The organism is Agriterribacter sp., assembly GCF_035497235.1.
In the GTDB taxonomy this organism is placed as follows: Bacteria; Bacteroidota; Bacteroidia; order Chitinophagales; family Chitinophagaceae; genus Agriterribacter.
Map to the genome: position 1 here is coordinate 13431 of NZ_DATJEB010000019.1, position 23706 is coordinate 37136.

Below are 23706 nucleotides of genomic sequence, written 5' to 3' on the forward strand. Positions count from 1 at the left end.
GACACCCGGGATGCCAGGGATTTATTAGAAGAAATAAAAAAACGGCAGAAAGGATAAAATAACATCTGCATGCGGTCTGACGCTCCTGCATCGCGTACCGACCGCCACCCCTGAAACCTGCAACCATCCTGTCATCCCGTAACCATACTCCCATCTTCAGATTCTCAAATTTTCACATTTTCCACATTCCTCCCCCCAACCCTTCCTTCCCCTTTAGCCGTATATATTGCTATAGCTGCCGCATGTTTAAATAGTGTTATAATCGTTTAAAAACAGGTCAATGTGCATGGTATAAAGGAATAATGTTTTTATCTTACCCTTGAAACAAAGTATGCCTTAAATGCCGGGCAGCATTGTGGCAGGAATCCATAAAACCAGTAATAGCATTGAGCAGTACCCCTGCAGATATTGACCTTATTAACGGGTGCATTCATAACAACCGCAAGGCACAGGAACGTTTATATAAACAGTTCTACGCTGCTATGATGTCACTCTGCATGCGCTATATGCATAACGAAAACGATGCGATGGAAGTGCTGCATAATGGCTTTTTGAAAGTGTATAAAAATATGCACCGGTTCAATCCGCTTAAAGCCAGCTTATATACCTGGATAAGAAGCATTATGATTCACAGCGCTATAGATTTTATAAGACAAAATGTGAAACACAGCAGGCAGGTGGAAATAGACCAGGCTACGGAACCCTATATTGACAGCGAAGTGGTTAATAAACTAAACGCACAGGAACTGCTTTTCCTGGTAAGAAAATTGCCACCGGCCACACAAACCGTTTTTAATTTATATATCATAGAAGGTTTTACACATAAAGAAATAGGTGCTATGATGGGCATTAGTGAAGGCACCAGTAAATGGCACCTGAGCGAAGCCAGACGGCTGATGCGGAAATTATTACAAACCTTAGACGCAGTATATTGAACCGGAAACTACCATACGAAAAACAAATAGCGGAAAAATTACAACATTTTCCGTTGCCCGGACAGGAAATGGCATGGCAGCAAATGAAGGCAAAACTCGACCAGGAGATGCCCCTGAGCGAAAAAGGCGGAAAGGGACGCGGCGGTAAATGGTGGTGGCCGGGCAGCATCATTATTATCATTTCGGCTGGCATATGGATAAATACAAATACGGCAGATCAATTTGTAGCATCCGGCAATACGGGAAATACTGAACTTACTTCGCCGGAACCTGCAAATCGTATTAACTATAATTCCGCTTCACAGCTAAGGGTTACTGCCGCAGATAAAAATAATATTAACGAAACACCCGGAGATAATATTAAAAATATAATACAATTTGATAAAAAGGAAGAAGCTGCAGGAGCAGTATTAAATGACAATAAAACAGCCCATACAAACAATCCTGAAAAACCAACTTCTTCAAACAATAACAAAAACACCCCTGTTAAAAAAGAGGCAGGCATTGATGATGATCCACAGCATACCAATATAGCTCAGCTTAATACAGTTCCTGCAACTAAAGACAATCGGCAAAAAACATCCCTAATTACAGATCATACTATTGAACAGGGTAATGAACTGCCCGCATCTACATTTATCACTGATGATAAAAACAATATTGCTGATGAATTATTAACACCCGGATACACTTCAGTTAATGATGAAAATTACGGTTACAGCAGCCGGAAACATATTATTAAAACTGCTGTTAGCAATGAAGCAGGTATATTAACCGTTCCCGCTTATGCTTCCATCTTACCCGATGTAAGCGCCAAAAGAAAGGCCCTGTTGCGTGAAATGAAACGACAGGAAAGAAAAGAAGAGAAAGACCTGGCCAAATCCTACAGAACCTATCATTCATTTTGGGGTGAAACCACTGATCGCTGGTTCGCGGCAGGTATAGCGCCTTACCAGAATATTACGGTAGCTTCACAACAAACGTATCGTTACAATTCGGCTGCGGGCAAAAATATCATCGCGGATTATATTCCTTCACCTTACCTGCAGTTGCATGTAACCAACAGGGTATACCTCCTGAGTGAATTTCAATTCAATACGCCGCAGGCAACGCCTTCGCTGCTGTTATCACATAAAGCATTCCCTGTTCCTTCGGGCAATGCAGGCTATACTGAAAATATCTACCTGCGTAAATTGTATTATTTTAATATGCCGGTAAGCTTTTATTACAGCCCTGTTAAGCATTTTTATATAGGCAGCGGAATGCAATTTTCGTCATTCAACAGCGGGTTAGCTGATAAGGAACAACGCTCAGCCAATAATACTTTACTGCGTTCAGAAACCATCAAACTAAAGGATGATTCTTTATCTTCAAAAATCAATGAATCCGAATGGCGTTACCTCTTTGATGCCAATTATTATTATGACCGCTTTATGTTCGGCTTCCGCTACAGCCAGGCATTGAACAATTTTGTTGACCTTCGCGTTAATAACATATTACCTCCCACACAGGCGCGCAACCAGGCATTCCAGTTTTACATCAGGTATAATCTTGTAGTGAGTGACAGGAAGAAATAAGCATTATTTCTTAATTTCATAATATCAATCACATATTATGAGAAAAACCCTGCTGCTCACATTATGCCTGTTTATTGCCTGTAGTTTTCTATATGCACAGGAAGCCCGGCTACTGCGTTTCCCTTCTGTAAACGGAAACCAGGTAGTATTTTCCTATGCGGGTGATTTGTATACTGTTGCCCGCAGTGGCGGCACAGCGCGAAAAATTACCAGCCACCCCGGGTATGAAACCTTTCCGCGTTTCAGCCATGACGGTAAGCAAATCGCTTTTACCGGTCAATACGATGGCAATACCGAAGTGTTTGTTATTCCCGCCACAGGCGGCGAGCCTAAGCGCATTACCTATACGGCTACGCTTAACCGTGATGATATTGCCGACCGCATGGGACCTAACAATATTGTAATGGGCTGGACCCCCGATGATAAAGCGGTTATTTATCGCAGCCGTGGCACTTCTTTTAACCCGTTTAAAGGTAAACTATATAAGGCGCCCCTGTCGGGCGATTTGAGCGAAGCGCTCCCTTTTTCCGTGGCTGGCTGGTGCGCTTATAATGAAGATGGCAGTAAACTTGCCATGAACAGGGTATTCCGTGAATTCAGAACCTGGAAATATTATAAAGGCGGAATGGCGGATGATATATGGCTATACGATACTAAAACAGCCGCAACGGAAAATATAACCAACAACCCGGCCCAGGATATTTTTCCGATGTATTACAAAAACAGGATCTATTTTTTCAGCGACCGCGACCGTACGATGAACCTGTTTGAATATGATACGCAATCCAAACAAACTAAAAAAATAACCAGCTTCACCGAATACGACTGCAAGTTCCCTTCGCTGGGCAATGACGCGATTGCATTTGAAAATGGCGGGTATATTTATCTCTACAATCTAAACAACGGCAAAACAGAAAAGCTGAATATTACATTGGCGGAAGACCTGTCGTGGAGCCGCAACAAACAGGCAGATGCTTCAAAATTCATGAACAGCTATAGTTTATCACCCGATGGCAAAAGAGCGGTATTCAGCGGCAGGGGCGATGTATTTACGGTGCCGGAAAAAAATGGCGTTACCCGCAACCTTACCCACAGCAGCAATGCCAACGATCGTAATGTTGACTGGAGCCCCGATGGTAAATGGATAAGCTTTATCAGCGACAAAACAGGAGAAGATGAACTGTACATCCAAAAACAGGATGGAACGGATAGCGCCCGCCAGTTAACCAAAGGTGGTGGCAGCTATAAATTTTACCCGGTATGGAGCCCTGATAGTAAGTTGCTATTGCTTGCCGACCGTAGCCAGGATCTGTATTATATTGATGTAACTACCGGCGCCAAAACAATCATCACGCATTCATACAACAGGGAGATAAGTGAATACACCTGGGCGCCCGGCAGTAAATGGATAGCTTATACGGAACCCGGGAAAGCGCGCAGGTTTGATGTGATCAAACTGTATAACATTGAAAGTAAAAAAAGCATCGCTGTTACCGATGACTGGTATAATAGCGGCAGGTCTGCTTTCAGCCCCGATGGGAAACTGTTGTATTTTGTATCGGAACGCGATTTTAACCCGGTATACAGCAACACCGAATGGAACCACGCTTATATAGATATGAGCAAACCCTATATGGTTAGACTGGCAGCAGGAACAACCTCACCTTTCCAGGTTGAAAATGATGAAGTAGCGATCAAGGAAGATAGTTCAGGCGCAGGTAAAACTATTGCTCAAAAAGAGAAAGAAAAAACACAAAAGAAAACGGGAGACAAACCAGATACAACGGTGGAAATAAAAATAGACGAAACGGGGTTAACAGACCGTATTGAAAGCCTTCCGGTAACACCGGGTAATTATTATAATCTTACCGCCACCAATGAGGGCTTGTATTATGTTGCTTCTTCTTTCCGTTCACCGGGGTCTTTAAAATTTTTTGATCTTAAAGATAAAAAGGAAGCTGAAACCGGTAATATGAATGGATATTCCATTAGTAAGGATCAGAAGAAAATTATTTTTAAAAAAGGAGATGACTATTTTATAGAAGATGTAAGCAAAATTAAAATAGAAGCTAAAAACAAGCTGGATCTCAGCGGATTAAAAATAAACGCCGATCTGCACGCAGAGTGGAAACAGATATTTGATGAAAGCTGGCGGCAGATGCGGGATTACTTTTACGATCCTAATATGCATGGAGTGAACTGGAAAGCGATGCACAACAAGTACGCAGCGCTGTTGCCTTATGTAAATCACCGCAATGACCTTACCTATATTATTGGTGAAATGATCGGCGAGCTAAGCATCGGGCATGCTTATGTAAACAGTGGCGACAGACCGGATGTGGAGCGTATAAAAATGGGACTCCTGGGTGCAGCCTTCAGTCGCGATAAAAGCGGATACTATTCAATAGACTCCATATTATCCGGCGAAAGTTGGGACAAAACCCTGGTATCGCCCCTGCGCCAACCGGGAGTAAACGTAAATAAAGGTGACTACATTATTTCTATAAACGGAAAGGATGTGAGCAGGCTCAACAATATTTACCAGGCCCTTATGGGGAAAGCAAACCAAACGATTGAAATACTGGTAAACAGCAAAGCTTCGGCTACGGGAAGCCGTAAGGTATTTGTAAAACCCATTGACGATGAATCGAATCTTTATTATCATGAATGGGTACAGCAAAATATCGCCAAAGTAACCAAAGCTTCAGACGGTAAAATAGGTTACCTGCATATACCGGATATGGGACCGGAAGGGTTGAACCAGTTTGCCCGCTATTTTTATCCGCAGTTAGACAAAGAAGCGTTGATCATTGACGACCGGGGCAATGGCGGAGGTAATGTATCGCCTATGATCATTGAACGGTTGCGGCGGATACCGGGGCTGGGTACCATGATGCGCAATGCCAAAACAGCCGGTATAAAGCCGGATGCCCAGGTGGGTCCAAAAATTTGTTTAATTGACCAGTACTCAGCATCTGATGGCGATTTGTTTCCCTACCAGTTCCAATTTTATAAAATAGGCCCCCTGCTCGGCCAACGCACATGGGGTGGCGTTGTAGGGATAAGAGGGTCGCTGCCATTTATTGATGGCGCTGATATGCGCAAGCCCGAGTTTGCACATTTTGCGGCGGATGGCTCTAAATTCATTATTGAAGGAGAGGGGGTTCATCCTGATATAGAAGTTATTAACGACCCGCACCAGGAATGGCTTGGCAATGATGCGCAGCTTCAAAGAGCGATTGAAGAACTACAGAAAAAACTGCAGGAGCCGGGACCGAAAGGCGTGCCGCCTATTCCTGCATTTCCTGATAAATCAGGAAAGAAGTAGGTAGTATCTATTCTAATCCGAACAAGCCAGGGAAATACAGATGCTTCCCGCATCAGCCCCGCAATGCTGCGGGGCAAACTATGACAAACAGTAGTAGCCATTTTGAACATTTGCAATAAAGCCCAGCCAACAACGCAACGTTTGTCACCCGAAGGAAGTATCTGGTCCATGATGAACAGAATGGAAGGTATTGTACAATATTCCCGCACCAGGTGAAATAGAATGCATAGCGTTATTACAACTTGCCGGTCAGCTTTTTGATCAGGTCCGTTTCTGCTTTCCTGTATGGTGTTCCATCTTTTTTGAATATATCATGGAACCAAACTTCAGGTTCGGCATTGTACGCTTTTTTCCAGCTATCCCAGGGATAAATGGTTTGCGATTTGCCATCTACCAATCCCCAGTTGTATGCGGCTACATTGTGTTTTTTTGCAAGAGGCAAGGAACCTTCAAAAGTACTGTTGTTGCCACGGGCCATATACTCCGTGCAAAGAATGGGGCGGCCATAGCGTTGCAGTTCCAGGATGTTTTTTTCAAAGGAAGCAGCACTATCATAATTATGAAAAGATATGACGTCTGATTCTTCGACCATCAGCGTTTCAATGGGTTTCAGCTTTTCAGGAGCCGACCAGTTGCCCGACCATAAGCCCGCAGTAAGCGGCTGCTGCGGATTTACTGAACGTGCCCATTCAAAAGCTTCCTTCAGTAAAACCAATACAATATCTGCCTTATTCGGCGGCTCCATTTTACGGTAATACTCGTTGTTCATATTCTCCGGCTCATTCCATACATCCCAGCCCAGCACCCGATCGTCTGATGCAAATTTTTCTACAACCCCTTTTACATAGGTTTCTAAGCGCGGGTATTGGACACTGTCTAATAAAGCTTCTTTACCGGGATTTTGCACCCAGCCGGAATTGTGAACACCGGGTTTAGGTTCCCGCTGTGTGCCCAGTTTAGGAAAGGGATCCCAAACGGAATCAAACAACACAAAAAGCGGTTTAATATGGTGCCGGGACGCAATCTGTAAAAATTCATCCATGCGTTGCAAAAAGCCTTCAGCATCCTGCTGGTACAGCAAATCATGCAGGTATACTCTCACGGTATTCATGCCCAGTGAGGCGGCCCAGCCTAACTCACGGTTAATGGTAGCCGTATCAAATGTGGCTGCCTGCCACATTTCCAATTGATTGATGGCAGTGCTGGGAACAAAATCGCAACCTACCAGCCATTCCTGCTTCGCATACCAGTTATTGGCCTGCTCTTTTGTCCAGATATTTCTTACTATGGCTACTTCTTCGTTATCCGCTTTTTTCTCTTCTTTAGGCTTGCATTGCTGAAAACCCATGCTGAACAATAAAGTGCTTAATACGATTAATCGAAATTTCATTACCATTATTTTTCAAGGTGAAGATTAAGTTTTTACAGAAATACGGGTTCATAGCCCTGCACTTCCTGTATTATAATTTATGGTTTAATAGATTTATAGTTTGTATTATTCGTTGCCAATCACCTCGTTATTTCCCACATTTTAAAATTTCCATATTTCCATATTTTCAAATTCATCTCCCTCTCACCGAAAACTCGTACACGGTAGAGGTTTTATATTTTTTACCTGGTTCCAACACAATTGACGGAAAGTTCTTTTGATTGGGTGCATCGGGAAAATGCTGTGTTTCCAAACAAAACGCCGTTCTGAAATCATCTTTAACCCCGCTCTTAAAAGTATTTTTTCCCTGCATAAAATTACCACCGTAAAACTGGAGTCCGGGTTCGGTGGTATATACTTTCATCATAATGCCCGATTTATCGCCTGTTGCCTGTGCAGCTACATGCAGGGAAGCCGGATCATTTTCATTGAGCACAAAATTATGATCATAGCCACTGCCATTTTTTAACTGCTGGTTATTCACTGTGTCAATCCTTTTCCCGATAGCTGCTGGCTGGCGAAAATCAAACGGTGTTCCTTCTACATCTTCCAGTTGGCCTGTGGGTATTAATGTAGCGTCAACAGGCGTGTATTTATCCGCATAGATCTGTAGTACATGATCATTGATGGTTCCGCTGCCTTCACCATTCAGGTTAAAGAAGGCATGATTGGTAAGGTTCACCACCGTTTTTTGATCGGTAGTGGCATTGTAATCTATTATCAGTGCATTATTTGCCGTAAGGATGTACAGTACCGTTATATCTAAATTTCCCGGAAATCCTTCTTCACCATCTTTGGATATATATTTCAACTGCAATGTGGAATCGCTGGGCTGGCTGGCATCCCATACCACATCCTGGTAACCCTTTTTTCCTCCATGCAAGGTGTTAGGCCCATTGTTGGTAAACAACGTATAGGCTTTCCCATCTAAACTAAATTTTCCTTTTGCAATGCGATTGCCTACACGACCTATAATTGCCCCAAAATAAGGCTCGGTGGAGTTTACATAATCCTGCACATTTTTAAAACCAACCACCACGTCAACAGGCTGCCCGTCTTTATCCGGCACCACCAGGCTTACCAACCTGCCCCCGTAATTGGTAATGGCAGCGCAGGCCCCGGCTTTGTTTTTAAGTATATACAAGCCGGTAGATTTCCCGTCTATGCTGTCTTCAAAATTTTTATTATCCAATGAAGGCACACATGCCTTTACGGCAGCAGTTCCGTTCCCGCCTTTTTGTTCTGCACCCTGGTTACAGGCCGCTACCGCCATAAGGCAGGCCATTACAAAGATTTTTATTTTTATCATAACAATCGTTTGGTTTTTTGGTTTTATGTTATGTCATTACGGTTTATCCCGGCATTATTACTGTGCGGGACAGGGTTCCGCAAGAACATATGGAGCGCGAAGTCAGAGACTTCGCGCAGCGGCTTCATACAGCATACTTTTCTCCGGGCTGTACTATTTCTTCCGTGCCGTTAGCTATCTGCACCGCATAGGCGCTGAGGGTTAAGCCAGTAGCCTTCCAGTATTGAGCACTCACTTTTTCAACCAGTGCATCTACTCCATTTTCTTTTACAAGGTTAATGCTGCATCCCCCAAAGCCACCGCCCATCATCCTGGCGCCCAGCACATCTTTTTCATTGCGTACATATTGAACCAGCCAGTCGAGCTCAGTGCAGCTCACTTCATATTCCTTGCTCAAGCCTTCGTGTGTACGAAACATTTTTTGTCCCAATGCTGCTATATCACCTTTTTTAAGATCATCACATGCGGTGAGTAAGCGAAGATTTTCTTCCAGCACATATTTGCAACGCTTATATATTAATGTGTCTTTTGGCAACACGTGTTCCTGAAGCATTTCAAGCGACACATCACGCAGTGATTGCACTTCCGGCATATACTTCTTTACCCAGGCTACACCCTGCTCACATTGCTGCCTGCGGGTATTGTATTCGGAAGATGCCAGCGAATGTGATACATTGGAATTAAAAAGTACGATCTTAATCCCTTCCATATGTAAAGGCACATACTGGTATTCAAGGCTCCGGCAATCTAACTGTATAGCATGGGCTGCTTTACCAAACACAGAAGCAAACTGATCCATGATGCCGCATTTTACCCCGGCAAATTCATGCTCAGCGGCCTGAGCCATTTTTACCATTTGTATCTTAGAGAGTCCCAATGCAAACAATTCGTTCAATGCATACAAAACACTGCATTCCACAGCGGCAGAAGATGATAAGCCCGCTCCTATTGTAATATCCCCATCCAATGCCAGGTTAAATCCGCCGATAGCAATGCCGTGTTTCGATAACTGGTCCACTACGCCCAGCACATAATCCGTCCAGCTTTTCAACGGGCGCACTTCTGCTATTTTACAGGTATAGGTTTCATTAAAAGCAAGAGAAGCGAGCGTTATGTTATCGTCATTTCTTTGGCTAATGGCAACATAGGCGGCTTTATCTATAGCCGCGGGAAGCACAAATCCTTCATTATAATCTGTATGCTCGCCAATGATATTTATTCTTCCGGGAGAACGGAACAGCATGGGCGCTGCATGAAAGCGTTCCCTGAAATTTTCCTTTAATGGCTCTGCGTCATATTTTCCGGGTATCATCTTACTATTTATGTTTTTTTCTGATGCTCGATTGCCGGCATATCAGTTCCGGCTGAAGCACCAGTTTCGGCGACGGTATTTTTGACCACTCTTTATTGTTCCTGGTTTCAAAAAACAATTTTGCTGCCTCTTCTCCCATATGAACCGTTTGCTGGTTTACGGTTGATAAGGAGGGTGTAATATACTCACCAAACGCCTCATTGGCAAAACCAACAATGGCAATATCGCCTGGAATTTTTTTATTAGCTGCTTTAATGGACTGTATTGCTCCCAGTGCAGTAAAATCTTCAACCGCAAAAACGGCGTCAATATTTTGCGAAAGCAACTGGGTCATACACTCCCTTCCTGATTCTATGCTCACTTTTCCATACACGATCAGGTTATCGTTTACCGGTATATTATGCACGTTCAAAGCATCAATATATCCTCTTAAGCGCTGATTAAAGATAGTAACATGCTGCTGTCCGCCAATATGCGCAATACGCACACAGCCCTGCTCAATTAAATGGCGGGTGGCATTAAAGGCCCCCTGATAATCATCTACTACAACCGAAGGCACGCCAAGCGTATCATTGGCCCGGTCAAAAAGAATAAGTGGAACATTGCGCTTTTTTAATGCGGCATAATGATCCAGGTTAATGGTGTTCTTCGAAATAGAAGCGAGTACGCCTTCAACCTGCGAACGCAAAAATGTTTCCACTCCCTTTTTTTCAAATTCGTATAATTCGTTAGACTGGTATATGAGTACATTGTACCCGTTTTCGCTCATCACTTTTTCTATACCATGAATAACCGATCCAAAAAAATTGATCTCAGCGCTTGGAATGATCACTCCAACAATCTTTGAACGTCCTAACCGCAGCGAAGTGGCTATTTTATTGGGATGATAATTCAACTTTTTAGCCATTTGCTGTACTGCCTTCCTGGTCGTATCTTTTACAGCCGGATGGTCATTGAGGGCCCGTGAAACTGTAGCCACTGCTATATTCAGTTCTCTTGCTATGTCAAGAATAGTGGCCGGTTGACTCATGGGGTATTACAGTATATTTATATTTACTGTTGCATGCCTGGTATTTAAACATCATTTCACTACCGGAAAAGCTGTGATCCTCACTTTTTGAATCTATCTGCAAGCAATTTTATAAAATAGCCTCCAACTACACTTCTTGCCTGAAAGCCTACTTTCTTTCCATTGGTCGTTTCGTGCCAGTCGCTGAGTGGCACCCGGTCTGGCGTTCCATTAACATAATCATATACAGGTTTCACCAGCGCTGTAAAATCCTCAGCATTATCTGTAAGCGTAGCCGTCCATAGCATCCAGTCCGACTTGGTATAGGTTTTCCGGCTGTCTAGCGGCAAACCATACCTGTTCTGTTTGGTGAGATAATATTTTATCTCTTTGTTATATACCGTTTCAGGAAATAATTTCAATTCCAGTATCTTATCCCAAACCAAATTATATTTCTGGCTCCATGTTCCGGGATTTTCGAAAGTAAGCGAATAATGATCTCCGTCATCAGCCAGCTTCATCCACTTTTCCACCATCATAGCGGCGCTGTCCTTATACTGCTTCGCAATCGTCTTTTCACCCAACTGATCGGCCAGCATGGCATAACAACCCAAACCCACAATAGCTTTAACCGATAAGTTGGCATTGCGTGCAATATGACCGGCAAAATCATCGGTACACAATTGATTAACCGGATCAAAACCCTCTTTGAGCAGGTAGCCTGCCCAGGTGCTTAATGTATTCCAGTGCTTTTTTGCATAACTGGCATTCCCCTCCGCTTTGGCAATCGCGGCTGTAAGAATGATCATATTACCCGCTTCTTCAACGGGCATATCTTCTCCGTAGGTTTGACCGTTTGCCAATGGGTAAGTGCCCAGGTCGTGCGCCGCGAATGGCTTTGTCCATTTTCCGCTCTCACTATAATAAAAGATGCCGTTCAGCATTCCCTTCAGCAGGTCCGGATTGTACATGAGATACAGCGGTGCAGAAGGATAGGTTACATCTACCGTATTAATAGAACCGTTGCTGAAATTCTCTTTGGATAAAAACAGTATTTCTCCCTGTGGACTTTTAACTAATTTATGCGCGGCTATGCTTTGGCGATAGGCAAGTGCGCATAACCGTGCATATTCTTCTCCCCCTGCCTTAAGCGCAGCATCGTACATGCCGGCATTAAAATCTTTACACCGGCGGATGATGGCATTATAATCTGTATAGGCTTTTGCCAGTTCCTTTTCAATCGTGGTGTTCTTTCCATCTTTCCACCAGGCGGGAAGGTTCTGACCGAAGTACTGCACGGCGTATACATCATCGTAGCCCAGCATAATCAGTTTACTAACGGTGTCTTTGTCCACCCTACCCAATGGCAATACGGTATTCAGCATAAGTTGCCGCCCTGTTATTTCAGACATATTGGAGCGGTAAGTTCCCGACAGAAATGCATTGAACGCGTATTTTGCAGGTGTGATGTATTGCACTGCCCTGTCTTTTCCGGGCACGGCCACATACATATAGCCCCAGTCTATTCTCAGGTCGTCTCCCTTTTTTTGTAATACCGGCTGTTCTTTGGTTCCGGCCCTCAACATATTCAAATCGCCTGATGTATACCCGCTGGCAACCACTGTTTCCGATCCCGCGTTCACAGCCACTGCAGTTGACGCGCCAAAATAAAGTTCCACATCATGTTTGGCGCCATCATTGGAAACAGCAGCAGCAGAGAGGTAAGAAACAGGCCGGGATAATACATTAAAGTCGTTGAGTAACAGCGGCGAAGTGAAACTAAGGGTTAGGTTTACCGGGCCGCAGCTAAATTCATATATGGTTTGCGTGGCGTTTAGCGTTACTTTCTTTTGTTCAGCCAGCATTATAATTTTGCCGGCAGGTGGTTTTACTTCTCTAACAATACCCACATCAAGCGAAGCGCCGCCGGCGGTATTGGCAACATGAACAGCCAGCACATTTTTTCCCTTTACTAATTTTTTTGCAACAGCCTCAGACAATGGAATATAATGATACTTGCTGAGCCATCCTGTATGACTGTAAATTTTTTCGCCATTGAGATATACTTCTGCGTTGTCATCGTGAAGGAGCTTAAGAAAGAGTGTATTCACATCTCCGCCGTTCCATATAAAACTCCGGCGCATCCATATATCGTGTGATTTCCATAAGGTCTTTGCAGTGGATTCATTATCGCCAAATGGCGCCATTCCTTTTTTCCAGGCGGCATCATTAAAGCCGGTATTCGTCCACCCGCCAGCAGGTTGTGTTTCTGTGTAAGCTGCTTCGAATGGCTTTTCATCCCCGGAAGAAATAATGCTGTTGTATTCTTTCCCCAGGTCACCCAAAAAACGGTATGTTTTTCCATCTACTTTTATCAAACCCAGTAAAGACTGATCCTTGCCTGTCCAGTGTTTGGTGGGTGCAGCATTTAGCTGATCGGCGAAAGACCATATACTGAAATAAGGATCATGTGTTATTAATGGATAAGCGGGAGCACGAAGATCCTGGGCTATCAATAATCCAATAGAAAAATAAACGGCGAGCAAAGCACAAACTTTTTTCATTTTCCTGGTCTTGTTTTGTTCAATAATATTGCTATCTCCCCGAAGGAACGGGCAGCATCGTTTCCGTTTTTACAGGTGAGCCAAACCGGGGTGTGCCATCGCTGTTCCAGGTAAATGGCTGTGCCCTGGGTGAACGATGCCCGCCACAACCCTGCCCGGGCAAGGCATTGGCATGGTATAAAATCCAGTCTTCCTTCCCATCCGGTGATTTAAAAAATGAATTATGCCCCGGCGCATATACGCCATTTTCTTTGGATTGCTTAAACACAGGCAGCGGCGCTTTTTTCCATGCAGCAGTGTCCATCAAATTATCTGAACCCGCAAACTGCAATAAACTCAATGCGTAATAGTCGGTCCAGCAGCCGCTTGCTGAGAATACAATAAACAGCTTGTCGCCATTGAACAGGGCCTGTGGTCCTTCGTTTACGCTTACATGTGGCAGATTATCCGCATCATTCAAGTCACCATGTGTTTCCCATTCCAGTTCGGGTTTTGAAATACATACCCTGCTGCCATCAATCGTCCATGGATTTTTCATTTTGGCGATATAAATATTCTGTTGCCCGTTCACATCTCCTTCCCAGCCCGACCAGATCATGTACAATTGCTTCCGGTGAAAGAAAACGTTTCCATCAATGGCCCATTTATCGGCCGGATCGGCAACTTTTCCCTTAAACTTCCATTCACCGGTCACAGGATCTGCTGATTCATTTTCCAGTACATACATCCGGTGATTGTTGTTGTTTCCATCATCAGCCGCAAAGTATACATACCACTTGTTTTGAATAAAATGAATTTCGGGGGCCCAGAGCTGTTTTGAATAGAGGGTGCCGGGAGGTGGTGTAAAAATATCTTTCCGTTGTGCATTTTTCAGATCAGCCAGGTTTTTGGTTTTCCCTATGGCGATCCGGTTTCCCAAAGTATGCGTATAATAATAATAGCCATCCTTATAAAACGAAAAGGGATCCGCGCCGGAGGGCAGCAGCGGATTGCTGAACATATGCTTCTCTTTATCCTGCGATTGGGTTTTGCAGGAAAAGAGGAGTAATGGAATAAGAAATATAGTTATACAGTTCCTCATTTTTAAATAGGCAGTCTATTATTTAATGTTTCATTGGCTTATGATTGATTGCTCCCTCCTTTCCTCTATCCCCTCCCGTTCGCTATAGGTCACTTTTAGCTTTGCCTTTTGTACGCTTCCGATTTCTTTTTCAGCCTCACCTCCTTCTCCTCTCCGCATGGAGAGGATCGGCACTGCAGCATAATGCCAAACACTCTATTCTTCTACTTCAGCTAAAGAATATAACTAATGCGACCCAGATTGCAAGACTTGTATGCGGTCTGACGCTCCTTTGTCGCGTGTGTAAACCTGTTAGGTCTGCCAGGCTGCTTCGCCGTTCGGCAGATCTGACAGGTTGGCCTATTTCATTTTCACCAGGTTTTTATTGTACAACTGCTGATGCAGTTGCTTTAGCTTTTCCAAAGGCATCTTCATAATCTTTCTGTCGTAGGTCATCAACCCGTTTACTTCCACTTCCACGTCTGTTGTTTGTGTGTATATTGCCGCGGAAAGACCTAAAGGAATGAGCGGCGCAAGGTCGTTGATAAGGCGGGTATAGCGGTTAAGCAGCTCATCGCTATTTTTAAAACTCTGGTATCCCCAGTTATTTTTCTCCTGCCAGGTATGCCCGTCAACCGGTAGCCCCAGTCCGCCAAACTCGCCCAGTACCAAAATTTGCTTATCGCCAAATATTCCCGGCGTTGGCATTTGCGGATCGGGGTAGTTGTGAATATCAATAATGTGACCGGAAGAAAAGAAGTTACCGCCGCTGGCTTCATTTACCAGGCGTGAAGGATCCAGTTGCATTGTCCACTCCGTAATTTCCTTAGTTTTAAATTGACCCCATGCTTCATTGAAAGGCACCCATACTACGATGGAAGGAAAATTATGTAACGTGTTCATAATGGCTTTCCACTCGGTGCGATAAATAGCTTCAGATTCTGTGCTGCGCTTCTTATCTAAATTCTTGCCTGAAATTTGTCCTGCCCGCATATCCCATGTGTTTCCACCCATATCGCCGCTGGGCATATCCTGCCATACCAGCATGCCCAGCTTATCGCAATGATAGTACCAGCGTGCGGGTTCCACCTTTACGTGTTTGCGGATCATATTAAAGCCCATCGCTTTGGTTTGCTCCACATCATATTTAAGCGCTTCATCGGTTGGTGCAGTATACAAACCGTCCGGCCACCATCCCTGATCGAGCGGGCCGTATTGAAATACGAATTCATTGTTCAGCAACATTCTTTTTATGCCATTGTTATCAGGCGCTTCCGAAATTTTGCGCATAGCGAAATAGCTACCGACCTCATCTATCACTTTCCCTTTGCGGGTAACCGTATATTTAAGATCGTACAGGAAAGGATGGGCAGGAGACCAAAGCTTTGGATTGCTTATGATTAAGGCAACTTCCGCTTCACCCTTCAATGTTTGCTCAGCCACCTGTTGCTGACCATCGTATGCAACAACTTTTACTGCATCGCCCGGCTGCAGGTTTTCGATATCTACTTTTACGGAAAGCGATTGCTTGTCTATATCGGGCGTTTGTACAGTAGCAGCAATATAGGTAGAAGGCACATTTTCGAGCCACACAGTTTGCCAGATACCTGTTACCGGCGTGTACCATATACCGTGAGGATTCTTAATTTGTTTGCCGCGCGGCTGCGGTCCGTCATCACTGGGATCCCAAACCTTTATGGTAATTTCCTGTTGCTTTCCTTTTTTAAGGGCGGTGCTTATATCGAATGAAAAAGGATCATATCCACCCTGGTGCGTACCCACCTTATTACCGTTCACATACACATCGCACTGCCAGTCAACCGCACCAAAATGGAGCAATACTTTCCCTTTTTTATATGCGGATGACAGTTCGATTGTACGTTTGTACCAAAGCACACTGTCTTTTCCTACCGTTTTACCTACCCCTGAAAGGGCAGATTCCACCGCATAAGGAACAAGGATTTTGCCATCAAAAGCGGCGGGTGCGGTTTCACCTGCATTTGGAATTATGGCATATTGCCACAGCCCGTTGAGGTTCATCCAGCTTTTGCGGGTGAGCTGCGGACGTGGATATTCGGGCAGGGGCTGTTCCACTTTTATATCCGCTGCCCATTGCGTTGTAATTTTGCCCGGAACCGGCTTCCACGCTTCCTGTGCATATAGTCCGATGCTAATCGTTACAAAAAAAAGAAAAGAAAAAAATGGCTTCATGATGATTGCTTTGAATGATAAACTTTACACAATATTCTGCAATAATAATAATAACCCGGCGTACAAATACAAGAGAGGCTTCCTTTATGCCCTGAAACAGCAGCTATAAGACCGGCTTTCAACCGCAGAACAACTTCATCAGTAACTTTTTAAAACAGTTTGGCATAACGCCAACGGAATATGCGGAGGGAAGCGGGGGAAAGTGAACAATTAAAGCCGTTAAAAAACTACTGGCATTGCCGGAAAATGTAACATATATTCTCACATTTTTTTCCTCAAAAATTAGAAAAAATTGTAACTTAAGGGCTGCGATTGCTGCTATAGTACAGTACACTCAACGATAACCTAAACCCGTTGTTCCACTCTACATAATATTTTAGCAATAGAAAGGAAGGAGGATGCCGGGAAGTAAGAGCGTAAAAAAAGCCCCTGTTGAGTACAAGGGCAAAAACTTATTGAGGCAAGCCTCACTACGGAATAAAATCCTTATTGTGATTTGCTTCGTAACAAAAATAAAAGAAAATTGCAAAAACATGAAAAAAATTTTAGGATTGGATATTGGTACAAACTCAATTGGTGCAGCATTAATCAATCTTCCTGAATGGTTTGAGGATTACGGGAAGGAAGGAAACATTGAGTGGTTGGGAAGCAGGATTATCCCAACAGATGGCGACTATTTAAAAAAATTTGAAGAAGGTAATACTGCAGGTACCGAAACAAAAGCCGCTACAAGACGTTCAAAACGTGGAGCAAGGAGATTAAAGCACCGCTACAAATTAAGAAGAACCCGACTTATTAAATTATTTAAAGCTTTGGGTTGGCTAATTGCTGATTTTCCATTGGATGATTCAAAAACATTTAAAAAAAGCATCAGGGAAAACAATAATTTAAACTTTTCTATCAGCGATTACTTACCATTTTCTGAAAATACAATTTTGGAGTTTGAAAAGGAGTTAGGCATTGAAGGCAAAAAGAGTAAGAAAAAAGGAAACAGAAAAGGTGGAAAAAGCATAGCCCCGGAAGATTGGATCACTTATTACCTACGTAAAAAAGCGCTTACACAAAGAATAGAAATTCCTGAACTGGTTCGGATTATTTACATGATGAACCAGAGGAGAGGGTTTAAAAGCAGCAGGAAAGACTTAAAAGATACGGTTGTACTTACCTATGAAGAATTCAAGGCAAAAAAAGAAAGAAATGAGTATGGAGAAAGTGGAATAGAAACACAATTCGTTTCTATCACTAAAATCAAGTCTGTTACTTTTAAAGAAGAAAAAGAAGTTAAAAATGGAAACAAAATAAATGCATATACTATTATTGCGGAAGACCCACGTATAGAAAGTTGGGAAGAAAATAGAAAAAAACAACCAGAATGGGAAGGAAAAGAAGCTACCTTTTTGGTTGTTCAGAAGATAGACAAGAATGGCAAATTCTCACAAAACAAACCGCAGATACCTAAGGAAGACAATTGGGCGTTATGCACAACAGCTTTGGACGAAAAAATAAATGAACAAGTTTATCCGGGAAAATATTTTTTTGATGAACTGCAAAAAGCATTTAAGGAAAATAAGGACTTTAAAATACGCCAATATCCGGTTTACAGATGGAGATATAAAAAGGAGTTGGAAGAAATTTGGAAAAAGCAATGTGAATTAAATCCCGAACTTAGAAAAATTAATTCAGACACCACCCTCTTAATTCGCCTTACTGAAGTATTGTACCCAACACAAGCTAAGTTAAATATGTCGAAACTTTCAGAATTTAAAAGTCACGACTTAATACACATCATTAGTAACGATATTATATATTACCAACGGGAGTTACGATCTCAGAAGAATTCCATAAGTGAATGTCGTTATGAAAAGCGCAAAGGCATTGACGGAGAAATGTACGGATTAAAATGTATTCCTCGTTCCTCACCTTTATTCCAAGAATTTAGGATTTGGCAGGATATACATAATATACGCATCCTCGAAAGAGAAGTAAAAGTAGATGGCAAAACCCGTTTAGATGTTGATGTTACTGGAAATTTAATTGATGAGCAAGTAAAAGAAAAGCTATTTGAACTGTTCAATTCAAAGGCAGCTATAAAAGAAAAGAATATTTTAGAACTGATAAAAGAAAACAATCCTGATAATAATATAAAGTTTGATATAGTCAAAAAAGACAAAATACATTCACACCGCATCAATCTTTATGCAAACAGAGATGAATTAAAAGGTAATGAAATACTAAACCGTTACAGACCCCTATTCAAAAAAGTAGAATTTAATGGTGAAGATTTATTGGCAGATGAAGACAAATTGCAAAAATTGTGGCATATTGATTATTCTATAACTTCCTCTGACGAGGAGAGATCGAAGAAAGGAATTACAACTGCACTTAATAATCTTTTAGAGGATAAGCCAGGTAAGGATAGATTAATTGAGTTATTCTGCAAATTGCCAGAATTGAAAAAAGAATATGGTTCTTACTCTGCAATGGCTATCAAAAAAATATTGCCGGTGATGCGTTGCGGAAAATGCTGGAAAGAAGAAGATATTCTAAAGTCAGTTAAAGACAGAGCAAGCCAGATATTGGAAAGACTGAGCGATATTAATCATAATATCAGAAGGCTTTCAGAGATTGCTGATGATGATGTCCAGAAACAGGTATTAAAAAGTTTTATTGGGATGGAAGATTTAACCAAAGCACTTGGCACTTACCAAGCGGGTTATTTGATTTACGACAGGCATTCCGAAAATATAAAAACATCCATTCATTCAGTAGAAGAATTTGGCAGATACATTCAAAAAGAAATTCCCAACAATAGCCTGCGAAATCCTATTGTAGAAAAAGTTGTGAGGGAAGCAATGTATTTGGTTCGTGATATTTGGAAAAAATATGGGGTAATAAATGAAATACATATAGAAATTGGAAGAGACCTTAAAAATAACTCTGAGCAAAGAAAGAAAATTGCAGATATACAAAAAAATAACTTCGATGAAAAACAACGGATCAAACAATTGCTTTACGAATTATTGAATGAAGAATTCGAACAGTATGTAGATGCCGAAGATTCAAAACCATTCGACTGGAAAACAAAAATAGAATCTGGAAAAAAATTTGAAGTAAATCCAAATCCTGAAAGCCCTGTTGACATTGACAAATTCAGGATATGGAGAAGCTTATCAAAATATACAGATTCTGATTGGGATAAAAAAGTAAAAGATGAAAAAATACCTACTGAAAACCTAGTAAAAAAGTATGCTTTATGGCTTAGCCAAAATTGCCGTTCCCCCTATACAGGAAAGATTATTCCATTGAGCAAATTATTTGATACAGCCCAATATGAGATTGAACATATTATTCCTCGCAGAAAATTGAAAAACGACAGCTTTAATAATCTTGTTATAGCTGAGTGGGGCGTAAATAAAGCGAAAAATAATCAGCTTGCTGCGAATTTTATTGCAAGTTCCAATGGGAAATGCACTTATGGTGGTAGTGAATATAAACTGTTTACCTACGATGAATATGATGCGTACTGTAAAGAAACATTCAGATTTCAAAAGTCAAAACGGAAAAATCTTTTAGCAACAGAAGTGCCCGAAGACTTTGTTCAACGGCAGTTAAACGACACACGTTATATAGGTAGGAAGCTCTCAGAACTCCTTTCTCCAATTGCCAAAAATAAAAATGGTAGTCTGAATGAAAACGGCATATTATTTACTATTGGCAGCATCACTTCCGAACTAAAAAATAATTGGGGGCTGAACGCTGTTTGGAAGGATATTGTCCGCCCAAGGTTTGAAAGGCTGGAAACAATCACCGGAAAGCAATTTATTATTCCTGATGAAAACGATGCCAATAAATACCATTTTGACCTCAGAGAAAATCCGAAACTGGAAATAAAAAGAATAGACCATCGTCATCACGCATTAGATGCATTAATCATTGCAGCCACCTCAAGAGAGCATATCCGGTATTTGAATACATTAAACGCTGCCAATACGGATGAAGAATTCAAGAAATTGAGGCTGACATTGGTGAAAGGAAAGATAAGAGAATTCAAAGAGCCCTGGAGCAATTTTACCAAAGATACCAAAGACAAGCTGGAAGAAACCATTGTGTCTTTTATAACTAGTAACAATATTATTACCAAGCCCCAAAATGAATATATACATGGATATACTGAAAAAGGCAAACCAATCAAGTTTGAACAAAAAGAAAATGCAAGATGGATGGCTATACGGAGATCAATGTTTAAAGAACCGCTTGGGGTGAAGTGGTTAAAAGAGACCAAAGAAGTGTCTGTATTTGATGCCTTTAAAATAGAAATAGAACGTCAGTTGATCAACAAGGAAAAAGGAAAAACTGCATCATATATCTATGATAAGCATGCAAGACAAGCTATAAAACAAATTATTTACCAATTAGGGATAAACCTCAATGAAAAGGACTATTTATTAAGTGAAATCGAAAAGCATCTTAAAAAAGTAGCAAAGCCTGTTTCAACAGGAAAAACAAATAGAAATGGAACTCCGGTAAATAAAACAATTTATACCCTTGGTGGAATTGATTACGAAAAAATATCTGTCGCTCATTTCGCGAGATATAAAACCAAACGCATGGATTTAAGCAAAAAAGAATATGTAGAAAAGCTGACTATTGAAAAGATGAAAAGTGACTTCCCATATTTTTCTGAGGATGAAAAAAGAAATAATGCATTTAACAATCTTTTTTTACGACATATAAAGGAATACAAAAACGATCCAAAAGAAGCCTTTGGAGCAGAAGGTATAGATAAACTTAATGAAAAAGCAATGGCGGACCCCAAAATTAGAAAGCCTGTAAAATCAGTCACCCGTTTAGATGGGACAGTAGAGGAAGAAGATATGTTTAATGGAGGATTTTATGAGACAGATAAAGGAGCTAATACCTATTTCATCATGTATGAAGATCAACAAACAAAAGAAAGAGAAGGGTTTCTTTCTATTTCAACGCATAAAGCTATAGAACGCCTAAATGATATAACAAAAAAAGGAATTGCAGACGAAAAAAAGGTTATGATCTAATAATATTGTCACCTGGTAGTTTAGTTTATGTGCCGACAAACGAAGAAAGAATAAAGATTAAACAAGGGCTTTCGATAATGCATGCAATAGATTGGGAAAACCTTAAACATATTTCATCAAGTATTTACAAAATGACAGATACTACACAAGGAAAATGTTTATTCGTTCCTTACAGAATATCAGCTTCAATTACTGAAGATAGCGTTGAGCTTGGAGCTAGCAATAAATCAGCAAGGGCATGGAATGGGAAGGTTGAATATATTAGCAATTCAAAAGGTAAATTGTCAAGAGAAGATTCAGGTACTATGATTAAAACTGTTTGCGTCAAACTAAAAATTGACCGTCTCGGTAACATCACCCCGGCTTCATGAAAACGAAAGAAATAATAAAACTCATTGAAGCCGATGGTTGGTTTGAGGTTAGGCAAAAAGGAAGCCACCGCCAGTTCAAACACCCGGTTAAAAAGGGTCTCGTTACCGTGCCTGTGCACAGGTTATCGAACGACCTTACACCGGGGCTCGAAAGGAGCATATTAAAACAGGCTCAATTAGAGAAAAATTAATTTTGATAACTTTACACCAGTATGATACGTTACACAGTTATTATTGAAAGAGCCGCTGATGGAGGCTATGGCGCGTATGTTCCCGATTTGCCCGGCTGCATAGGCATGGGCGCTACAAAAGAAGAAGTCTTGGAAAATATAGCCGAAGCCATTGAACTGCATATTGAAGGCATGAAAGCCGAAGGGCTGCCTGTACCTCCACCGGTCACTGAGGCCGAAAATCTTATAATCCGGGCCTAACTGTATGGTTCGGAAAAAATTGTAAAAACTTGAGCTTGTTTGGGGATCTCAGAAGAGCAAGCACATGTTTCAACACGCTGTTTTGTCTGAAAACGTTTGCACTTACTCTTTGAATAAAGCCAATAGACAAAAAATTTCAGGAACATAGGCGGCATATACAGAACTCTCTGCGAATGAGCGTTTACGACTATGGGGGTTACCGCAGTGAAGAAAAGCGCGATGGCATATTACAAAACGAACATAATAAACAAAACCATTATGCGTTCATCATGGAAACCCTTTATCCATGATAAAGCGAACCCTTTATTTCGGTAACCCCGCTTATCTTAAAACCAACAACGAACAGCTTGTTGTTGAAATGCCCGGTACCGGCGAAACCAAATCAACGCCCATAGAAGATATCGGCTTACTGATATTAGACAACCAGCAGATTACGATCACGCAGGCCCTGCTGTCAAAACTACTCGCCAACAATACCGCGGTCATCAGTTGCGATGATACGCATCACCCCAGCGGCATGCTGTTTAATTTAGATGGCAACAGCCTTCAAAGCCAGAAATTCCAGGCACAGGTAGAAGCATCGGTTCCCCTTAAAAAACAATTGTGGCAGCAAACCGTAATGTGCAAAATAGAGAACCAGGCGGCCCTGCTGCAGCACGAAAGGGAAGAATACAAATTATTGCTCACCTATGCCAAAGACGTAAAAAGCGGAGACAGTGAAAATCACGAAGCAAGGGCAGCGGCTTATTACTGGAAAAGGATCTTCCCCGATTTCCTGCAGTTCAGGCGGGAGCGCTACGGTCCGCCACCCAATAACCTGCTCAACTACGGTTATGCCATACTGAGAGCGCTGGTAGCAAGAAGTTTAACTTCCAGCGGTTTATTGCCTACGCTGGGTGTAAATTCTGGTCATGTTGACCCACTGTTCTGGGATGTTGACCCACCCCGCTTGCGGGCAATATGAGTAAGAACTTGAAAGAGGGTTAAAAATACAAATGTCTATTGATTTGTTTTTGTTTTTTTCCTTCGCAAAGATTCTCCTTTTAATTCAATACGGTTTGCGTTGGCTGTCATTCTGTCCATAATGGCATCGGCGAGAGTAGGATCATTGATGTA

Annotated in this window: 16 protein-coding genes; 8 read left to right on the plus strand and 8 right to left on the minus strand. The window is 41.9% G+C overall.

Going from position 1 to position 23706, the window contains the following annotated elements; genetic code table 11:
* Nucleotides 1-386 precede the first annotated feature (386 nt).
* Genes VL121_RS06070 through VL121_RS06080 form a run of 3 tightly spaced genes read left to right on the plus strand, consistent with a single transcriptional unit; the run spans nucleotide 387 to nucleotide 5840 of the window.
* Nucleotides 387-935 (plus strand): RNA polymerase sigma factor, encoded by a 549-nt coding sequence (locus VL121_RS06070; RefSeq protein WP_325403216.1) that lies wholly within the window; start codon nucleotides 387-389, stop codon nucleotides 933-935.
* On the plus strand, nucleotides 932-2512 hold the full coding sequence (locus VL121_RS06075; RefSeq protein WP_325403218.1) for a porin family protein: 1581 nt from the start codon (nucleotides 932-934) through the stop codon (nucleotides 2510-2512). Before VL121_RS06070 ends, VL121_RS06075 begins: the two co-directional genes overlap by 4 nt.
* Before the next feature lie 37 nt (nucleotides 2513-2549).
* Nucleotides 2550-5840: a S41 family peptidase gene (locus VL121_RS06080; RefSeq protein WP_325403220.1), complete on the plus strand. Its 3291-nt coding sequence runs from the start codon at nucleotides 2550-2552 to the stop codon at nucleotides 5838-5840.
* A gap of 235 nt (nucleotides 5841-6075) precedes the next feature.
* On the opposite strand, the gene VL121_RS06085 is transcribed toward VL121_RS06080, so the two are convergent.
* The 7 genes from VL121_RS06085 to VL121_RS06115 form a co-directional block, all read right to left on the minus strand.
* Complete coding sequence (locus tag VL121_RS06085) at nucleotides 6076-7230, minus strand: cellulase family glycosylhydrolase (RefSeq protein ID WP_325403222.1); 1155 nt, start codon at nucleotides 7228-7230, stop codon at nucleotides 6076-6078.
* 172 nt (nucleotides 7231-7402) lie between these two features.
* Complete coding sequence (locus tag VL121_RS06090; protein WP_325403224.1) at nucleotides 7403-8578, minus strand: aldose epimerase family protein; 1176 nt, start codon at nucleotides 8576-8578, stop codon at nucleotides 7403-7405.
* A gap of 124 nt (nucleotides 8579-8702) precedes the next feature.
* Nucleotides 8703-9890 (minus strand): galactokinase, encoded by a 1188-nt coding sequence (gene galK, locus VL121_RS06095; RefSeq protein WP_325403226.1) that lies wholly within the window; start codon nucleotides 9888-9890, stop codon nucleotides 8703-8705.
* Nucleotides 9891-9894: 4 nt separating this feature from the next.
* Nucleotides 9895-10920, minus strand: a complete 1026-nt coding sequence (locus VL121_RS06100) for a LacI family DNA-binding transcriptional regulator (protein ID WP_325403228.1) — start codon at nucleotides 10918-10920, stop codon at nucleotides 9895-9897.
* Nucleotides 10921-11000: 80 nt separating this feature from the next.
* Nucleotides 11001-13463: a glutaminase family protein gene (locus VL121_RS06105; RefSeq protein ID WP_325403230.1), complete on the minus strand. Its 2463-nt coding sequence runs from the start codon at nucleotides 13461-13463 to the stop codon at nucleotides 11001-11003.
* Between the two features lie 31 nt (nucleotides 13464-13494).
* Nucleotides 13495-14544, minus strand: coding sequence for a glycoside hydrolase family 43 protein (locus VL121_RS06110; RefSeq protein ID WP_325403232.1), 1050 nt, complete (start codon nucleotides 14542-14544; stop codon nucleotides 13495-13497).
* 339 nt (nucleotides 14545-14883) lie between these two features.
* Complete coding sequence (locus tag VL121_RS06115) at nucleotides 14884-16734, minus strand: glycoside hydrolase family 2 protein (RefSeq protein WP_325403233.1); 1851 nt, start codon at nucleotides 16732-16734, stop codon at nucleotides 14884-14886.
* Nucleotides 16735-17267: 533 nt separating this feature from the next.
* Here VL121_RS06115 and cas9 point away from each other — a divergent pair.
* The 5 genes from cas9 to cas1 all read left to right on the plus strand — a co-directional run bounded on the left by cas9 (nucleotide 17268) and on the right by cas1 (nucleotide 23554).
* A complete protein-coding gene (gene cas9 / locus VL121_RS06120; protein WP_325403235.1) occupies nucleotides 17268-21788 on the plus strand; it encodes a type II CRISPR RNA-guided endonuclease Cas9 in 4521 nt (1506 codons plus the stop codon).
* Between the two features lie 77 nt (nucleotides 21789-21865).
* Nucleotides 21866-22159, plus strand: coding sequence for a hypothetical protein (locus tag VL121_RS06125; protein ID WP_325403237.1), 294 nt, complete (start codon nucleotides 21866-21868; stop codon nucleotides 22157-22159).
* Nucleotides 22156-22350, plus strand: a complete 195-nt coding sequence (locus tag VL121_RS06130) for a type II toxin-antitoxin system HicA family toxin (protein WP_325403239.1) — start codon at nucleotides 22156-22158, stop codon at nucleotides 22348-22350. The genes VL121_RS06125 and VL121_RS06130 overlap by 4 nt, the downstream gene beginning before the upstream one ends.
* A 21-nt stretch (nucleotides 22351-22371) precedes the next feature.
* A complete protein-coding gene (locus VL121_RS06135) occupies nucleotides 22372-22590 on the plus strand; it encodes a type II toxin-antitoxin system HicB family antitoxin (protein ID WP_325403241.1) in 219 nt (72 codons plus the stop codon).
* A 286-nt stretch (nucleotides 22591-22876) separates the two neighbouring features.
* Complete coding sequence (cas1, locus tag VL121_RS06140) at nucleotides 22877-23554, plus strand: type II CRISPR-associated endonuclease Cas1 (protein WP_325403243.1); 678 nt, start codon at nucleotides 22877-22879, stop codon at nucleotides 23552-23554.
* 35 nt (nucleotides 23555-23589) lie between these two features.
* Here the strand turns inward: cas1 and VL121_RS06145 are convergent.
* A partial coding sequence (locus tag VL121_RS06145; protein ID WP_325403245.1) for an ATP-binding protein occupies nucleotides 23590-23706 on the minus strand: 117 nt, incomplete at its 5' end.

What these genes read in the sequence shown, in the direction of transcription:
- VL121_RS06080 (WP_325403220.1), top strand. Translation starts at nt 2,550, where the DNA reads ATGAGAAAAACCCTGCTGCTCACATTATGCCTGTTTATTGCCTGTAGT.
- VL121_RS06085 (WP_325403222.1), bottom strand. Translation starts at nt 7,230, where the DNA reads ATGAAATTTCGATTAATCGTATTAAGCACTTTATTGTTCAGCATGGGT.
- VL121_RS06090 (WP_325403224.1), bottom strand. Translation starts at nt 8,578, where the DNA reads ATGATAAAAATAAAAATCTTTGTAATGGCCTGCCTTATGGCGGTAGCG.
- galK (WP_325403226.1), bottom strand. Translation starts at nt 9,890, where the DNA reads ATGATACCCGGAAAATATGACGCAGAGCCATTAAAGGAAAATTTCAGG.
- VL121_RS06100 (WP_325403228.1), bottom strand. Translation starts at nt 10,920, where the DNA reads ATGAGTCAACCGGCCACTATTCTTGACATAGCAAGAGAACTGAATATA.
- VL121_RS06105 (WP_325403230.1), bottom strand. Translation starts at nt 13,463, where the DNA reads ATGAAAAAAGTTTGTGCTTTGCTCGCCGTTTATTTTTCTATTGGATTA.
- VL121_RS06110 (WP_325403232.1), bottom strand. Translation starts at nt 14,544, where the DNA reads ATGAGGAACTGTATAACTATATTTCTTATTCCATTACTCCTCTTTTCC.
- VL121_RS06115 (WP_325403233.1), bottom strand. Translation starts at nt 16,734, where the DNA reads ATGAAGCCATTTTTTTCTTTTCTTTTTTTTGTAACGATTAGCATCGGA.
- cas9 (WP_325403235.1), top strand. Translation starts at nt 17,268, where the DNA reads ATGAAAAAAATTTTAGGATTGGATATTGGTACAAACTCAATTGGTGCA.
- VL121_RS06125 (WP_325403237.1), top strand. Translation starts at nt 21,866, where the DNA reads ATGCATGCAATAGATTGGGAAAACCTTAAACATATTTCATCAAGTATT.
- VL121_RS06130 (WP_325403239.1), top strand. Translation starts at nt 22,156, where the DNA reads ATGAAAACGAAAGAAATAATAAAACTCATTGAAGCCGATGGTTGGTTT.
- VL121_RS06135 (WP_325403241.1), top strand. Translation starts at nt 22,372, where the DNA reads ATGATACGTTACACAGTTATTATTGAAAGAGCCGCTGATGGAGGCTAT.
- cas1 (WP_325403243.1), top strand. Translation starts at nt 22,877, where the DNA reads ATGATAAAGCGAACCCTTTATTTCGGTAACCCCGCTTATCTTAAAACC.